Source organism: Sulfitobacter sp. W002, from assembly GCF_025142135.1.
Lineage (GTDB): Bacteria > Pseudomonadota > Alphaproteobacteria > Rhodobacterales > Rhodobacteraceae > Sulfitobacter > Sulfitobacter profundi.
On record NZ_CP081126.1, the window covers coordinates 1,398,825 to 1,415,070 of the forward strand.

14 protein-coding genes are annotated in these 16,246 nt (G+C 64.2%); 7 read left to right on the forward strand and 7 right to left on the reverse strand.

The features are described 5' to 3' along the window. Positions 1-5: 5 nt before the first annotated feature. From K3758_RS06915 to K3758_RS06925, 3 genes are all read right to left on the reverse strand, one after another. The gene (locus K3758_RS06915; RefSeq protein ID WP_259949111.1) at positions 6-1,112 is read right to left on the reverse strand and encodes an AI-2E family transporter; all 1,107 of its coding nucleotides are present in this window, start codon (positions 1,110-1,112) and stop codon (positions 6-8) included. A 95-nt stretch (positions 1,113-1,207) separates the two neighbouring features. Then, positions 1,208-3,808 (reverse strand): AAA family ATPase, encoded by a 2,601-nt coding sequence (locus K3758_RS06920; protein WP_259949113.1) that lies wholly within the window; start codon positions 3,806-3,808, stop codon positions 1,208-1,210. After that, the gene (locus K3758_RS06925) at positions 3,805-4,935 is read right to left on the reverse strand and encodes a metallophosphoesterase (RefSeq protein WP_259949124.1); all 1,131 of its coding nucleotides are present in this window, start codon (positions 4,933-4,935) and stop codon (positions 3,805-3,807) included. The genes K3758_RS06920 and K3758_RS06925 overlap by 4 nt, the downstream gene beginning before the upstream one ends. 425 nt (positions 4,936-5,360) lie before the next feature. On the opposite strand from K3758_RS06925, the gene K3758_RS06930 reads away from it, so the two are divergent. Then, the gene (locus K3758_RS06930) at positions 5,361-8,237 is read left to right on the forward strand and encodes a response regulator (protein WP_259949128.1); all 2,877 of its coding nucleotides are present in this window, start codon (positions 5,361-5,363) and stop codon (positions 8,235-8,237) included. A gap of 119 nt (positions 8,238-8,356) precedes the next feature. Beyond that, the gene (gene dusA / locus K3758_RS06935) at positions 8,357-9,382 is read left to right on the forward strand and encodes a tRNA dihydrouridine(20/20a) synthase DusA (RefSeq protein ID WP_259949130.1); all 1,026 of its coding nucleotides are present in this window, start codon (positions 8,357-8,359) and stop codon (positions 9,380-9,382) included. Positions 9,383-9,384: 2 nt separating this feature from the next. Here dusA and K3758_RS06940 read toward each other — a convergent pair whose 3' ends face one another. Further along, on the reverse strand, positions 9,385-10,572 hold the full coding sequence (locus K3758_RS06940; protein ID WP_259949133.1) for a multidrug effflux MFS transporter: 1,188 nt from the start codon (positions 10,570-10,572) through the stop codon (positions 9,385-9,387). Between the two features lie 184 nt (positions 10,573-10,756). Between K3758_RS06940 and K3758_RS06945 the strand changes: the two genes are divergently transcribed. Together K3758_RS06945 and K3758_RS06950 are read left to right on the forward strand one after the other, a co-directional pair. Continuing rightward, positions 10,757-11,578: a sulfite exporter TauE/SafE family protein gene (locus K3758_RS06945; RefSeq protein WP_259949135.1), complete on the forward strand. Its 822-nt coding sequence runs from the start codon at positions 10,757-10,759 to the stop codon at positions 11,576-11,578. Positions 11,579-11,729: 151 nt separating this feature from the next. Next, the gene (locus K3758_RS06950; protein WP_259949141.1) at positions 11,730-11,984 is read left to right on the forward strand and encodes a hypothetical protein; all 255 of its coding nucleotides are present in this window, start codon (positions 11,730-11,732) and stop codon (positions 11,982-11,984) included. Between the two features lie 7 nt (positions 11,985-11,991). On the opposite strand, the gene K3758_RS06955 is transcribed toward K3758_RS06950, so the two are convergent. Genes K3758_RS06955 through ccmI form a run of 3 tightly spaced genes read right to left on the reverse strand, consistent with a single transcriptional unit; the run spans position 11,992 to position 13,923 of the window. Next, positions 11,992-12,231: a DUF1289 domain-containing protein gene (locus K3758_RS06955; RefSeq protein WP_259949143.1), complete on the reverse strand. Its 240-nt coding sequence runs from the start codon at positions 12,229-12,231 to the stop codon at positions 11,992-11,994. Beyond that, positions 12,224-12,697 (reverse strand): Holliday junction resolvase RuvX, encoded by a 474-nt coding sequence (gene ruvX / locus K3758_RS06960; RefSeq protein ID WP_120350743.1) that lies wholly within the window; start codon positions 12,695-12,697, stop codon positions 12,224-12,226. The genes K3758_RS06955 and ruvX overlap by 8 nt, the downstream gene beginning before the upstream one ends. Beyond that, complete coding sequence (ccmI, locus tag K3758_RS06965) at positions 12,694-13,923, reverse strand: c-type cytochrome biogenesis protein CcmI (RefSeq protein WP_259949146.1); 1,230 nt, start codon at positions 13,921-13,923, stop codon at positions 12,694-12,696. The genes ruvX and ccmI overlap by 4 nt, the downstream gene beginning before the upstream one ends. Positions 13,924-14,119: 196 nt before the next feature. Between ccmI and K3758_RS06970 the strand changes: the two genes are divergently transcribed. From K3758_RS06970 to K3758_RS06980, 3 genes are all read left to right on the forward strand, one after another. Next, positions 14,120-15,364, forward strand: coding sequence for a sarcosine oxidase subunit beta family protein (locus K3758_RS06970; RefSeq protein WP_259949148.1), 1,245 nt, complete (start codon positions 14,120-14,122; stop codon positions 15,362-15,364). 103 nt (positions 15,365-15,467) lie between these two features. Beyond that, on the forward strand, positions 15,468-15,758 hold the full coding sequence (locus K3758_RS06975; protein ID WP_259949150.1) for a hypothetical protein: 291 nt from the start codon (positions 15,468-15,470) through the stop codon (positions 15,756-15,758). 111 nt (positions 15,759-15,869) lie between these two features. Further along, on the forward strand, positions 15,870-16,199 hold the full coding sequence (locus K3758_RS06980; RefSeq protein ID WP_259949151.1) for a sarcosine oxidase subunit delta: 330 nt from the start codon (positions 15,870-15,872) through the stop codon (positions 16,197-16,199). The last annotated feature ends 47 nt before the right edge of the window (positions 16,200-16,246 follow it).

A 16,246-nucleotide genomic window follows, 5' to 3' on the forward strand; every position in this document is an offset into this window, starting at 1 on the left:
CAGCTTTAGCCACCGGGCTTTTCCGCGGCGGGTTCATCCGCCGCGGTTGCCGCCACATCGGGGGCGGATTTATCCAGAAAATGCCCGATCATGTTGAGCGCGGTGACGTTCTCGCAAATCACCTTGAAGACCACGAGGAAGGGCACCGCCACCAGCGCGCCTGCAATCCCCCAAAGCCAGCCCCAAAAGACCACGGTGAGGAATACGGCAACGGTGTTCAACTCCAACCGACGCCCCACAAGGTAGGGCGTGATGAACTGCCCCTCGATCCCGGTGAGGATCTGATAGCCGACGGGGGCAAGGATCGCATAGCCGACGCTGTCGAATGTCGCGATGGCATAGGCCCCCACCAGCACCGCGCCGATCACCCCGCCGATATAGGGCAGGAAGTTCAGCAAGAACGCCGCCAAGCCCCAGACATAAGGAACAGGCAGTCCAAGCGCGAAGAGGTAAAGCCCAACAGAGACGCCAAGCCCCGCGTTGATGATGGTGATGGTCAGCAGGTAGCGCGACACGCGGCGCTCAACGTCATAGACCGCCTTTAGCGCGCGCTTCTTGCCGGTGAAGGTCTGGAACGACTGAACCAGCTTGAGATAAAATAGATCGCCCGAGGCCAGCAGGAACAGCGCTAGCACAAGGGCGACGGCCACCGTGCCGCCGATCCGCGCGCCGGTGTTCATGGCATTGTCGAGCAGGCCCGGCTGTTTGACCACCACCTCTTCGGGTTTGCTGGCGCCGTTATCTGCGCCGATCTTTTCGACCTGTTCCGTGGCAGAGCGGACATCCTCTACCGTCTTCATCCAGCCTTGCAGCTTGCGCTGTATCTCATTGCCCATTGAGGGGATTTCATCCGACCACGTGGCCACGGTGCCCGCCGACAGCCCGGCCAGCACAAAGATGATCAGCCCGACAAAGCCAATCAGCAGCACAGCCCCCAGCGGAGGCGAGATGCCGAATTTTTCAAAGGAGCGGATCAGCGGGCTGAGCGTCAGCGCGAGGAGGAAACCAAGCAGGATCGGCAGCAGCAAATCCTTGGCGAAATAGGCAGTCACGAAGAGGGCGATCAGTACCAGCACTTCCAACAGCCGTCTGATCGCGGCGATATCGTTCAATGTATTCCCCCCAACATGCCCTGCGCAGATGCTACGAAGCCAACGCGGGACGGAGGGAAAAGTTCATTCACGCAGGGCACTTGTTGCGGTTAATTCTATGGGTCCACCGTTTGCAGCCGCAAAGCCTGTCCGCCAAGGGCACGAAAGGCGCGTTGGCGGCAGGTCAGAACGATGATCTGCATATCGCTGGCCTGCCGGTGCAGCGCGTCGAACATCCGCTCGATCCGGTCGTCATCGGTAAAGACCAGCGCGTCGTCCAAGATCACCGGCGCGATACGTCCCGCGCGGGCCAGCATCCGCGCAAAGGCCAGCCGTACCAAAAGCGCCACCTGTTCCTGCGTGCCGCCTGAAAGGACGTCGATCGGCTCTTCGCGACCTTCGCGGATCAGCGCGTGCGGCAGCAGCGATTCCTCGCCCCATGTCAGCTCAGCATCGGGCCAAAGGAGCTGCAGCAGCGGTTTGAGTTCTTTGACGATGGGGGTGAAGTACCGCTCTCGCGCCTCGTTCCGCGCGTCTTGCAAAGCGCCTTCCAGCCGGGTGAGCACCGCAACCTCATGGGCGATCCGCGCGAGGGTCTCTTCGGCGGCCTGCAATTGGTCTTCGGTCTCGGCGAGGCGTTCCTCCACCGCGTCGCCAGAGGCGCGGGTGATGCGTTCGCTGAGCCGCGCCAGCAGGGGCCGCAGGCGGGCGACTTCCTCTCGGGCTTGCGCCTCAACCGATTCCGCGCGGGTGAGGGCGGCCCGAAGGCTGGCCGCATCTGGCGCGTCTTTGGCCTTTTCGGCGTGGGACAGGCGTGCGGCCTCCAGCGCGGCGGCGGTGCTGGCGGCTTGACTGGCAAGCGCGTCTTCCGTGACATCGCCCAGCTTGGCCTGCTGCGCCTCGGCGCGCTGCAACCGATCGCTGAGCGAGGCGAGCTGTGCGTCTTTGACCGCGGCATCGGCCTTGGCATCGGCCAGCGCCTCGGCTGCCGTCTCCCGCGCGATCCGGCACGTCTCATGCCCGGCCTGCGCAGTTTCGAGGGCGTCTTCGGCGTGCGCAAGATCAGGTGCGTCGGAAACCTCCTCCGAGGCCGGAATGGCGGCGAGGGCTTGGTGCAGCGCGTCGATCCCCTCAGGGGCGAGGCTGTTGAGAACGGCCTTGGCCTCTCCCTGATGCGCGGCGGCTTCCACACGGGCCGCGGCGGCGGCGCGGGCCCCGGCCAGGTCAGCCGCGCCGATCTGGTCGAGCGCGGCTTGCAGGCTGGCGGCTGCGGTTTCGACTGTGCCGTCCTCTGCACCCTCCGCGCCCGGGTGGATTTCTAAGCTGCCGATACCATCGATCCGCAGGGTGGTGCTGCGCGGAAGCGGCAGGGGGGTGCCCTCCGCCAACGGCCCGCTGTCGCTGTGGATGCTGCCCGATTGGCCGGGGGCGTAGCGGACAATCACTTGGGGGGCCGCGGCATCGCGGGCGGCGCGGCTGGCGGAGAGTTCGGCAGAGAGGGTTTCAAGCCGCTGCATCGTGGCGGCGTCCGGGCCGGATTGGGCGGCGGCACCGGCGGTCTCCATCCGGCGGCGGGCCTCTTCGGCCTCTTTGATGCGATCCTCAAGCGCGCGGCGACGGTCTGCGCCGTCCCGCGCGGCGCGCGCCCGCAGGGCTTGGCGGTGTTGGTCCTCGGCGGTTTTGAGGGCGGCGCGGGCCTCTGTGGCGGCGGCCTCTGCGGTGTCAAGCGCGGCGCGGCGTTCAGATAGGGTGCTGCGGGCGGCCTCTGCGGCTTTGCGGGCTGTGGCTTCGGCGGCGCGGGCGGTCTTTTGCTCGACCTCTCCGGCGCGGTAGCTGTCGAGCCGTGATGTGGCGCTTTCAGCGGTGAGACGCGCGAGGTCCACGGCCCGGTCAAGGGTTTCCAGTTCTTCCGCGTGGCGGGTGGCGGCGTCATGGGCGGTGCGGGCGGCCTCAAGCTTTTGGCGGCGTTCTTCGACCACCTCAGGCGCTTCGAGGTCGGCCAAGGCCCGCCGTGCCCGCTGACGCTCGGCCAAAGCGTCCTGCAACTCTCGCGCGGTGGCCGCCAGTTGGTCGCGCGTGGCCTGTAGCGCCTCCACTTGATCTTGGGCCTCTTTCCACGCTCCGCCGGTGCGCGGGCGTCCGGTGCCGGTGGCATACTGGGCCAGCTCGTCGCGGCATTGTGCCAGCGCCTTGTCCATGCGCCGCCCGCCGGTCATCGCTTCGACCTCGGCGCCGACCGAGGTCATTAGATCACGCCGCGCCTCCAGTGCGAGCTTTTCTTCTTTGGTGGAGCCGCCGGTCAGCGCGGTCATGCCCTGACGGACCCAGATCAGCCCCGACGGCCCGCCCGCATCCCCGCCCAAAAGCTGCGCGATCCATGCCTCGGCCTCATCCGACTGTGCGATCAGCCTGCCATCGCGGTGCACGGTGGCAAGGGGCTTTTGGAACCACCGCTTGTGAACGGCAAAGCGCCCCTCGTCGGTTTCGACCTCGATGGTCACCTCCGGCGCGCCGCCCGCATGGGGGCGCAGGGCGGCGACCTCTTTGTCGCGGGAGCCGAAGGGTTTGAAGAACAGCGCCTGTATCGCGTCGAACAGCGTGGATTTGCCGTGCTCGTTCGGCTCGCTCAAGACATTGATCCCGTCGCCTATTCCGGTCACTTGCGCGGGGTCGGTGAAGCGGCGGACGTTGTTGAGGGTGATGGCGCGGATTTTCATGCTTTCGCCCCCTGCACATAGGCATGAAGCCGGGCGAGGGCATCGGCGGCCACGTCACGCTCGGACTGGGGCAGGGTGTCGGATTGTGCCTCGTTCACCAAGGTATCCGCCGCCATGCGCAGGGCACCGCCGCGGTCGATCTCATCAAGGTCTGCGGCCTCATATTGCGTACCCAAACCTTCGGTCACCAGTTCGAAATGCGCGAAATCGGGGGCGCAGGCCTGGGCCGCGCGGGCTAGCGCTGCGCGATCGGGAAGGCCCGCCCAGCCCCCTGCTTTGACGCGCAGCAGGTGATCCCGGCGGCCCGCAGCGGGCAGCAGGGCCTGCAATGCCGCCGCCGCGTCTTGGCGGGGATGAAGCGCAAGCTCGGCCTCGGACCATAGGAAACTGCCGGTTTCGATCTCATTCACCTTGGGGGCAGCGCCGGGGCCTGCAACCTCAACCGCAAGGCAGACGCCCCGTCGCCCGTGTTTGAAACGATCCTGCTCTGGCGTGCCGCAGTATTGCACCCGGTCCGAAACGGCCATCCGCCCGTGCCAATCGCCAAGGGCGAGATAGTCCAACCCCGCGCGCTGGTCCCGGTCAGGCGCAATCGCCTCTCCGCTGTCGGTGAAATCGGTGACGCCGCCGTGGGCGAGGCCGATGCGCAGATGCCCCTCGGGGCTTTGCATCTTGTCCAAAGGGGCGCTCGGATCGCTGGCGCCCGCGCGAAAGGCCACGGGGCAGGGCAACAGGCTGGCATCCGTGCTGATCTCAACCGGGGCAGCATCGGTGAGGGCGCGCAGATTGGCAGGGGCATCGCGGTGGATCACCTCCCACAGGGGTTCGGCATCGCGCAGATTGTCGTGGTTGCCGGGGAGGATCCACCATGTCACCTCTGCCGCCTCGCCCATGGCGGTCAGGGCCTGCCGCAGCACGGCGGCCGAAGGTGTCGCAGTGTCGAATGTATCGCCCGCCAAGAGCACATGCGCCGCCCCGTGATCCCGCGCGGCTTGGGCAAGTTTGGCGATGGCCCCATGCCGCGCTTCCATCAGACGCCCCCGGATGTTGCCATCCGCCGCTTGTGGGATATTGGCGAACTTGCGCCCGATATGCAGGTCAGACGCGTGGATGAAGCGGAATGTCATGCGGTGGTCCTGAATGGCTTTGAGAAAGGGGCACGTGGGTGGAAATGAGAAAAAAGGGCAATGGTTGATCGGCTGCGCGGCCCGTTGAGCCAGATACGCGCAGCGGCTCCATTCATCGCAAACTCAGCGCAGAGTGCAAGACGTTGCAAAATCTGCGCGAGGTTCTGGTTCTGCAGGGATTGCGGGCTACATATGCGTGACGCGCGTTTGAGACGCAGCGGCGCCCGCCGCCCAGACCCAAAAATTTCGAGTTACGATGAAATCTAGAGCAGCCTCCGAAAACCTCCCTGCCGTAGCGGGCCAAGCCAGGGCAGCCGCGGGGCAGGCCGCTGCAACCGTCCTTGCCTGACACCTCAAATCAAGATTGAATGCGCGGCTGAGGCTGCTGAACCGCACGTTCCAATAGATAAGAAGATCAACACACGATGACCCATGACTTTGAAAGAATCCTTCAGGCCGCGCCGTCGCCCTTCGTGTTGTTGGACAGTGAACTTCGGGTGGTCTGGGCGAATGATGCCTATCTACAGGTGACCGACCGCCAGTTAGAGGGGCTTATCGGGAAAGACCTGTTCGAGGAATTTCCATCTGACCCCGAAAGCGAGTCGGGCCGCATGCTGCGCGCGTCTTTCGCACGGGTGTTCCGCGATGGCACCACCGATCACCTGCCGGTCATCCCCTATCCAATCGCCAGTGCCGAGGGCAAAACCGAAGACCGCTATTGGAGCGCGACCCATACGCCGATCCTAGGTGCGGATGGCGAGGTCGAGTTCATTTTGCAGCACACGCAGGACATCACCGAGGTCTATACCGCCGAAGCCCCGGGCGAGGGGCGTGCAGGTTCGGCCCAAGCCGCCGTGCTGCGCCGTGCCCATGAGGTGACGCAGCAGAATCTGGAACTTGATACCGGGATCAGCCTTTTCAAGTTGATCTTTGAACAGGCACCGAATTTCATGGTCACCCTCATGGGGCCGAACCACGTCTTTCGCACGGTCAACGCCGCCTATTTACGAATGGTTGGTCAGCGGGACCTTATTGGCAAACCCGCGCGCGAGGCTTTGCCCGAGATCGCGGGGCAAGGCTTTTTCGAAATGCTGGACGAGGTCTATCGCACCGGCAAGGCCGTGAGCCAACAGGGGGCCGAGGCATGGGTGCAACGCAGCCCCGGAGGTCCGACTGAACGGGTCGTCGTCGATTTCGTGTTTCAACCGCTCGACAACGTGCGGGGAGAGACCATCGGCATCGTGATCCAAGGCAATGATGTCACCGCGCATAAGCTTGCCGAAACCAAGCTGCGCGAGGCGGAGGAACGGTTCCGCACCATGGCGCACACCATGCCAGTCCATGTCTGGACGGCCACCGCCGATGGGCGTTTGGATTGGGTCAGCGATCAGATCTATGCTTTTTCGGGCGCGGCGCCGGGCAGTCTGGTCGGGGATGCTTGGCCCGCGATCATTCACCCCGACGACCGCGCCGAAGCGATTGCCACTTGGGCAAAGGCGGTGGAAACCGGGGCGGTTTATGAGAGCGAATTCCGCCTGCGACGGGCCGATGGCGCCTATTGCTGGCACTTGGTGCGGGCCGTGCCGACCAGAGATGACCAAGGCGCGCTGATGCGTTGGGTCGGCACGAATTCCGAAATCCACGAGCAGAAAGAACTGTCCCGCCAACTGGCCGATCTGAACACGACGTTGGAAGAGCGTGTCGAAAAACGCAACCGTGAGTTGGAAGAGCTTCATGACCGGTTGGCCCAAAGCCAGCGGGTCGAGGCGGTCGGCAATCTTGCGGGCGGCGTTGCCCATGATTTCAACAACCTGCTGCAAGTGATGACAGGCAGCCTGACCATGGCCGCGCGCGAAATTGCAGCCGATTCCCCGGTGCGGGTGCGGATCGACGCGGCCATGCGGGCAGTGGAGCGCGGCGCGTCCCTGTCCTCGCAACTGCTTGCGTTCAGCCGCCGTCAGCCGTTGCAGCCGCGCTCGATCGACCTGCGCGATCTGCTCAGCGATATCGACGACATCATGCGCAGCGCCTTGGGCGAGGGGATGGAGGTCGAACTCGACGCGCCCGAAGCCCTGTGGCCAGCCTATGCCGATGCAGCAAGCACCCAGAACGCCGTGCTAAACCTCGTCATCAACGCGCGCGACGCGATGGAGGGGCGCGGCAAGTTGAAAATCGCGGTCGAGAACCGGCATATCGGCCCCGAAGAATTGCTGGGTGAGCCTGACATGGTGGCGGGCGACTATCTTGAGGTCAAAGTCATCGACCACGGGCCCGGCATCCCGGCGGATACGCTGGCCAAAGTGTTCGATCCGTTCTTTACCACCAAACCGGTAGGCAAAGGCACCGGGCTTGGGCTCTCCACCGTTTATGGCTTCGCGCGGCAATCGGGCGGGCGGGCCACCATCGCCAGCCATCCCGGCGCGGGCACGACGGTGACGCTTTTGCTGCCGCGTGCCGAGACGGCGGCGGAGCCTTTGCAATGGCATGACCCCACCGACATCGCGGGCGGGAACGAGACCGTGCTGCTGGTCGAAGACGACGCCGAGGTGCGCGACGCCACCGCCGCCTTGCTGTCGGATCTGGGCTACCGCGTACGCACCGCAGAAGACCCCGCCACCGCCCTCAATGCCGCGCGGCAAGCGCCGGAATTCGATCTTTTGGTCTCGGACGTGGTCATGCCCGGAGAACTGAGCAGCCGCGACATGGCCGAAACCCTTCAGGCTGAGCGGCCCGACCTGCCGATCCTCTTCATCTCAGGCTATTCACGCGATGCGATCGTGCGCGATGGCCGGGTGGATGCCGGGGTGCAGTTCCTCGCCAAACCCTTCACCAAAGACGCTTTGGCGATCAAAGTCCGCGACGCGCTGTCCTCGGCTCCCGCCGCAAAAACAAAGGCTGACGCAGTCCAAGAACAGCCAGATCGGCCCCGTCATGTTTTGCTCTGCGAAGACGACGCGCTGATCCGGCTCGATTTGGCGGATATCCTCAGCGGGCTGGGCACCGAGGTCACCGAAACTGCTTCGGGTCAGGAGACATTGGACAGGCTGCAAGCGGGGCAATACGACGCGCTGCTGATCGACGTGGGCCTGCCGGATATTTCGGGCGAGGAAGTCGCCACCCGCGTGCGGGCGCAGCATCCCGATATGCCTATCATCTTTGCCACCGGCCAAGCGGAAGTGCCCTCCGCCGCGGCTTTGGGCCACTGCGCCGTGGTTCAGAAACCTTTCGGTGACCGCGATCTGGAACGTGCCTTTGCAAGCTTGGGCATTCTGCCACAGACGGAAACGTCCACAGCATTTTGACGGGGCGTGCCCGCGCGCGGGACATCGCGGCGCGCGGGGCGGCTGCGGCACAAGAACATCTTGCGCCGCCCCCGCAAAGCCGTGCAGAAGGCCGTGAATTAACGACGGAGCCACCCCGCATGCGCGATCAGAAATTCACCCACGCCGAGGTTTGCCGCGCCGCGCGTCTGTCCGTGGCACCCATGATGGATTGGACCGACCGCCACTGCCGCTACCTCCACCGGCAGCTAAGCCGTGAGACGCTCCTCTATACCGAGATGGTCACCGCCCCCGCGCTGGTGCGGGGTGGGGCGTTGCATCTGCTGGATCACGACCCGTCGGAACATCCCGTGGCGCTGCAACTTGGCGGGTCGGACCCCGTAGAGCTGGCACAGGCGGCACGGTTGGGGGCTGACGCGGGCTATGATGAGATTAACCTCAATTGCGGCTGCCCGTCTGACCGGGTACAATCAGGTGCTTTTGGCGCGGTATTGATGCAGCAGCCGGGGCTGGTGGCGGACTGCGTGGATGCTATGCGCGCGGCCTGCGATGTCGAGGTGACCGTGAAATGCCGCATCGGCGTGGACGATCAGAACCCTGAGGAAATTTTGCCCGAGTTCCTCGCGCGTATCGTGGCGGCGGGCTGTACCCGGGTCACGATCCATGCGCGCAAGGCGTGGTTGCAGGGGCTGAGCCCCAAAGAAAATCGTGATATTCCGCCATTAAACTATGATCTCGTGCATCAGATGAAGGGGCTGTTTCCGAACCTGCATATTTCGGTCAACGGTGGCGTCACATCGCTTGGTCAGGCCGAAGCTTTTCTGGACGCCGGATTAGATGGCGTCATGGTGGGGCGCAGCGCCTATCATGCGCCGACCGACATCCTCGCCAGCGCTGATTGGCGCATCTACGGGCGGGGTGCTGACAGCACTGCAGAAGCCGCGGTTCAGGGGATGTTGCCCTATATCGAGGCGCATCTGGCCGGCGGCGGGCGTCTGGGGCAGATCACCCGGCATATGTTGGGGCTTTTTGCCGGGCGGCCCGGCGCGCGGCAGTGGCGTCGTATCCTGTCCGAAGGGGCGCATAAGCCCGGCGCGGGGCCGGAACTGGTCGAGGCCGCCTTGGCCGAGGTCGCCGCGGCGCAGGAAATCGCCGCGGCGGGGTAGGGTTAGACCGTGGGCTCTGCCACCGGGCGGGGCGGCAGCAGCGCCAGCGTGAGCAGGGCGGCCACCAGTCCGCAGGCCGCGATTGCCCCCAGCATCGGTGTGACAGTCCCGTCAAAGAACGGCCCGGCCAGCGCGATGGAGAGGCCGCCCGCCACCATCTGCAATGTGCCGCCCAGCGAAGAGGCCAGACCTGCGATATCGCCGTGATCGTCCAGCGCCACGACCATCACCGTCGGCACCACGACGCCAAGGCAGGCGTTGGCGCAAAACAGCCCCGCCATCACCAAATAGAGGCCCGGATCGGTTGCCAGCGCTGTGACAAAGATCGCGGCGGAAAAGAAGACGAAGCCCGCCACCCCGCGCCGCACAAGGCTGCGCATACCCCAGCGTTCGCCGAGCCATCCCGCCAGTTGCGAGGCCGAGAAGAAGCCGACCGCGTTGACCGCAAAGGCCAGCGAAAACCCCGTCGGCCCCAGCCCGTATTGCCCGGTATAGACAAAGGGCGCAAAGGCGATGAAGACAAAGAATGACCCCATGGCAAAGCCGCCGATAAAGGTCAGCCCCATGAAGATCGGATCGCTCAGCAGCACTTTCGCCCCGCGCCAAAGGTTGCGCGGGTTGATCCGCACGCGGCGTTTGACGGGCAGAGTCTCGGGCTGGGCAAAGGCGGTGAGTGCCAGCGCGGCGATGGCCAAAACACCCAAGGTCACGAAGATCGCGCGCCAATCGGCAAGCGCCATCACCGCGCTGCCCGCCAGTGGGGCCAACATCGGCGAGATCGAGATCACCAGCATCAACATCGCCATCAACCGCGTCGCCTGTGTGCCGGTGTATTGGTCACGGATGATCGCACGCGGCACCACCATCAGCACGGCGCCGCCAAGCCCTTGCAGAGCACGCCAACCCGTCAGCGCCGCCATCGTCGGCGCGAAGGCGGCCCCGAAGGAGGCGATCACAAACAGCACCAACCCCACCATGATCGGCAGCTTGCGCCCCGCCTGATCGGCCCACGGGCCGTAGAAAAGCTGGCCCAGTCCGAAGGCGATAAAATAGGCGGTAATGGTCGCCTGAACCGCCGTCTCTGACGCGCCATAGCTGGCGGCGATGGCAGGCATGGCGGGCAGATACATGTCGATGGCGAAGGGGCCGACCAGCCCCAGCAACCCGAGAATGAGCGCTGAACGTAGCACGTGATGTCCTTTCGGATGGGATGGCCGGGGCCAAATGGGCAAGGCGGCAAGCGCAGACCGACGTCTGGGGCCGACTTTCGCGCGCAACCTAACCCCCCTTGGGGGAAGTGCAACCCCGGCGTTATCGCTTGAACCCCCGGCGCGAAAGGGCTTGATAGGCGCAACGACAGCCGGGAGGGGCCACATGCCAGAGTTGAACGATCTTTTGCCGATGCTGGTGCTTATCGCCCTGATCGGAGGTTTTGCCGGGGTTTTGGCAGGGCTACTGGGCGTCGGCGGGGGGATCGTCTTGGTCCCCGCGTTTTTCTATGCGCTGCAATCGCTCGGCTATGACGGGCCACAGCTGATGCAGATTTGCCTTGCGACATCGCTGGCGACGATCATCGTCACCTCTGCGCGCTCGGTCCATGCGCATAACAAAAAGGGCGCGGTCGATTGGGAAATCCTGCGCACTTGGGCGCCGGGGATCATGGTGGGGGCCATCTTGGGCGTGCTGCTGGTGGCGCAATTGCGCACCCAGACGCTTCAGGCGATCTTTGGCGGGCTGGCGCTGATTGTCGGGCTCTACCTGGGGTTCGGGCGCAGCGACTGGCGCTTGGGAGAGACCATGCCTCGTGGCATCAAACGCGCCATCCTGTCGCCGATGGTCGGGTTTCTGTCGGTGCTGATGGGGATCGGTGGCGGCAGCTTTGGCGTGCCGCTGATGACACTTCATGGTCGGCCCATTCACCGGGCCGTGGCCACGGCTGCGGGCTTTGGGCTTTTGATCGCCGTGCCCTCGGTGATTGCCTTTCTCTTCGTTGATATCGCGCAAAGCCGCCCGCCCTTGACCATCGGCGCCGTTAATCTAGGTGCCTTCGGGATCGTCGTGACAATGACGCTCATCACCGCGCCTTGGGGCGTGCGGTTGGCCCATGCGATGGACCCCAAGCCGCTCAGACGGGTCTTTGCCGTGTTTCTGGTGCTGGTGGCGCTAAATATGTTGAGAAAAACACTTTGGGGCTGAGTTGACCCGTTTTTGACCTTAAACCTGCCGGAATGTGACGGTTTCTGCCCAATTTCGGACAATTTTCATCAAATTGCCGCAATCTCGACACAAACAACTGGCTTACTGCCTTAACAAACGCAGAATCATCCGAACCAAGGGACGTGACGAGATGCGCCGAAGCGGGACCAAAGCGATCATCCTTAAAGGGCAGGGCAGTAACCTCGCCTATTGGAAACCTGCGCGCCGGGGCCGTCGGGCATTTCGCTTTGACGGGATGTTCACCCGCGAAACCAGCCTGACATTTGCCCGTGCCTCGGTGCCTGCGGCCAATTACAACGCGACCCCGATGGGCCTCCACGACGCCACGGATGGCGAAGCGGCTCTTATTTTCCTGAACCAGATCGTCCAGCGTCGCGGCGCGTAAGGCCGCACTAGTCGCGCCGCCGCGCCAGTTTCGCCGCGCGGCCCCCGCGCCGTTTTGCGTGGACGCTTTCACGTTGGGGCAATTCCGCCATGATGGCGCGGCGCTCCTCCGCGCTCATCACCGTCCAGCGGCCAATCTCTTCAATCGAACGCAGACAGCCGGTGCAGAGCCGGCTTTCGGGATGCACCACGCAGATGTTGATGCAGGGGCTTTCGACCTCATTGCGCTGCCAGAGCTTTTTAGTCACGGCGCATCACCTGCAAACGGTCCAGCAGCCCCTGTAAAATATAACCCGCCGCCACATGGTCGATCACTTCGGCGCGGCGTTTGCGGGTGGTGTCAGCCTCTAGCAGTGCGCGTTCGGCAGCCACGGTCGACAGACGCTCGTCCCAATAGGTGATGGGCAGCGGCGTGAGCCGGTCGAAGTTGCGGGCGAAAGCGCGGGTCGATTGGCAGCGCGGCCCCTCTGAGCCGTCCATATTGCGCGGCAATCCCAAAACCAGCCCGCCGATACGGCGCTCGGCGATGATCTCGGCCAGACGCGCGGCATCCACACCGAATTTCTTGCGCCGCACGGTTTCCAGCGGGGTGGCGACGGATTGGAAGCTGTCGCTCACCGCGACGCCGATGGTCTTTTCGCCCAGATCGAGCCCGATCAGCGCCTGCATCGGGGGCAGGGCGGCGATGAAATCTGCCGTGTCGTCGTAAATCATCCTGCCACTCCTGCACGTTCTCCGGCGCTGCGGATCATGTCCAGCGCCGCATTATCGCCCGAGAAGACCTCAAGCGCGTTGTCATAGACCGCGCGGGCCTGATCGGTGTCCCCCAAAACGCCCAGCGATGTGATCAGCCGCGCCCAGTCCTGCGGGGGGCCTCCTTCGCTGGCCAGACGATCCGACAGGCCAGCCACCATGCCGCCGATCATTTCCATCCGGTCGTCCGCGCTCATCTCCGAGGCGGCTTCGATGTCTTCGGCGGATGGCCCCCGCGCAGGGGCGCCGGTGCCGATCTGAGGCATTTCGTAATTCACCCCGGCAAGGCTGGCGACCTGCGAGATCTGCGCGCGGATCGGCTCGATCCATGCCGCATCCGCTGGCCCGCGCCGCAACAGCGCGTCCCAAATGCGGAAACCGACATCCGGCCGCCCGGTCTGCACCATCATCAGGCCAAGGTAATAGCGTGCGCGGCCATCCTGCTCATCGCGGTTGAGCACTTCCCGCAGGGCGGTTTCCGCCTCGGGAGAGACATAGCCCCCCGCGGCGAGCACCAAAAGTTCGGCGTAATCCGCGATATCCTTCGCGGTCCGGTCCGCGCCTTTGAGACGCAACACATTGCCTTGCGCCTCGGCTGCGGCGGCGAAATTACCGACACGGGCCTCGTTCTGCGCCAACAGGGTCTGGCCGTGCAAATCCTCGGGCCGTTCTTTGACCGTGGCGCGAAGCTGCTGCATCAGCGCGAGGTAATCCGCGCTCAGCCCCTCGGTACTGGGGCTGGCAGGCAGGCTTTCCACCGCGCTTTGCTGGCTGGGGCGGTTGCGGCGCATGTCTTCGGCAAAGGCGATGCGGTCGGCCAAGGCCAGATCGCCATAGCCGGGCTGCCCCAGATGCCAGTAGAGCGCCAGTGATCCGGCACCCAAGACCACGATCCCTGCGATCAGCACGACGGGCGCGGGCCGCGAGGTGTTTTGCTGGCCCCCATCCTGCGCGGCATCGGCGGCAAGGATGCGGCGCGAAATCTCGGTGCGGATCCGGACGGCATCGGCCTCAGACACCACACCGCGGGCGAGGTCACGCTCGACCTCGTCCAATTGGTCGCGGTAGACCTTGAGGTCATAATCCGCCTGCGCGGGCAGGGGCGTATCCGCGCCGCGCCATGCGGCCCGCGCCAGAAAACCGCCTACGACAAGCGCCATCGCGCCAGAGAGAAACCAGAATATCATGGCCTCTACCTAACCTTTGACCGGCCCCGACAAAAGACCGCAATTGCCGCGCCGCCTGCGGCATTTTTCACCAATCGCGCCACATGTCGCAAAACCGCATCCAAATGCCGTGGTGGTCATTTCGAATATCTGCTCCTAGGCTCAGAAAAGACCTCAGCCGCCCGCGCGGCCCGAATCCTTGCCGGGAAGTGACGTGATGAAGAAATACTCCGTTTTCGCAGTGGCCCGAGAGGCCATGCGCCATCATACGGGCTGGACCCGCGCGTGGCGCGATGCGCAGCCCAAGAAACGCTATGACGTGATCATCGTCGGCGCAGGCGGGCATGGGCTGGCTACGGCCTATTATCTGGGCAAGAATTTCGGCATCACCAATGTCGCGGTGCTTGAGAAGGGCTGGCTTGGCGGCGGCAACACCGGGCGCAACACGACGATCATCCGCTCGAATTACCTGCAGGATCCTTCGGCCGCGATCTACGAAAAGGCGCGCAGTCTCTATGAGACAATGAGTCAGGATTTGAACTACAACGTCATGTTCAGCCCCCGTGGGGTGATCATGTTGGCGCAGACCGAACATGAGGTGCGCGGCTATAAGCGTACCGCGCATGCCAACGCGCTTCAGGGGGTCACCACCGAATTCATCGGGCCGGACCGCGTCAAACAACTGGTGCCGATCATCAATATCGACGGGCCGCGCTATCCGGTGCTGGGCGGGTTGTGGCAAGCGCGCGGCGGCACGGCGCGGCATGATGCGGTGGCTTGGGGCTATGCGCGGGCCTGCTCGGATATGGGCATGGACATCATCCAGAAATGTGAGGTCACCGGCGTGCGCCAGACGGGCGGCAAGGTCACCGGTGTCAGCACCACGCGCGGCGATATTGATTGCGACAAACTGGGCATGGTCGTGGCCGGACACTCGGGGCAGTTGGCAAATATGGCGGGCTTCCGTCTGCCGATGGAGAGCGTGGCCCTGCAAGCGCTGGTCAGCGAGCCGATCAAACCCTGCATGGATGTGGTCGTGATGGCCAATACGGTGCACGGCTACATGAGCCAGTCCGACAAGGGCGAGATGGTCATCGGCGGCGGCACCGATGGCTATAATAACTACACCCAACGCGGCAGCTTCCATCATATCGAAGAGACGGTGCGCGCGCTGGTTGAGACCTTCCCGTTGATCTCACGGCTCAAGATGTTGCGGCAGTGGGGCGGGATCGTGGATGTGACCGGCGACCGCTCTCCGATCCTCAGCAAGACCCCGGTTGAGGGAGTCTTTATCAACGGCGGCTGGGGCACAGGCGGGTTCAAGGCGATCCCCGGGTCGGGCTGGGGTTTTGCCGAGTTGATGGCCAAGGGGCATTCGCCGCTGACCGACGCCTTTGGGTTAGAGCGGTTCGCCGAAGGCCGCTTTATCGACGAATCCGTGGCCGCCGGGGTGGCCCATTGATGTTGCGGATCGGCCACAAATCGCTGAAGCGTTGTATTGCGCGGAACGATTTCGCCCGCGCTGGAGTTGCCTGTTCAGACATTGAATATAACGGAGCTGAACAATGGCAACCCCGGAAAACAACCGCACAGACCACGTCGATCACACCAACACCACCACGACCACAACCACGACTGACCGTGGCGGCAGCAGCGGCCTTGCCTTTATCGTTGGCGCGGTTGTCGTTGTCGTGGCTCTGCTGGCCTACTTCCTCTTTGCAGGTGGGGACATCGACGGTGCGAATGACGTTAACGTCAACGTCGAAGGCGCAACCGAAAGCGCAGGCGAAGCCATCGAGGGCGCAGCCGAAAGCACAGCGGACGCCGTCGAAGAGACAGCCACACCGACTGAGTAAACCGACTTTGGCAGCGTCCCGCGCGGCGCTGCCCTTTCACGACCGACGCCGTTCCGAGCTTTTGCGCCGGGGCGGCGTTTTGCCGTTCTCCATACGACAAGGAGCCTGCCCATGCTGATCCGCACCTGTCCTTGCTGTCATGTCACCGCCGAGGAGACAGAGTTTCACGGCGGCGGTGAAGCGCATCTGAAACGTGTCGGCCCCGGTGGCGCGGACGACGATTTCGAAAGCTATCTGTTCATGCGCGAGAACCCGAAGGGGGTGCATCTAGAGCGGTGGCGCCATGTCTATGGCTGTGGCAAGTGGTTTCACATGGCCCGTGATACCGCCACGCTTGAGGTCTTTGGCAGCTATGCGGCCCAGACCCTCGCCCCGCCCGATCACATCCGTGAGGCGATCCGCAAACGCCATCCCGACTGGCAGTGGCGCAGCGCCAACTAGCCCCGTTCGGTTCCGATCCCCACATCGGCATCCCTCTTTCTTCAGCC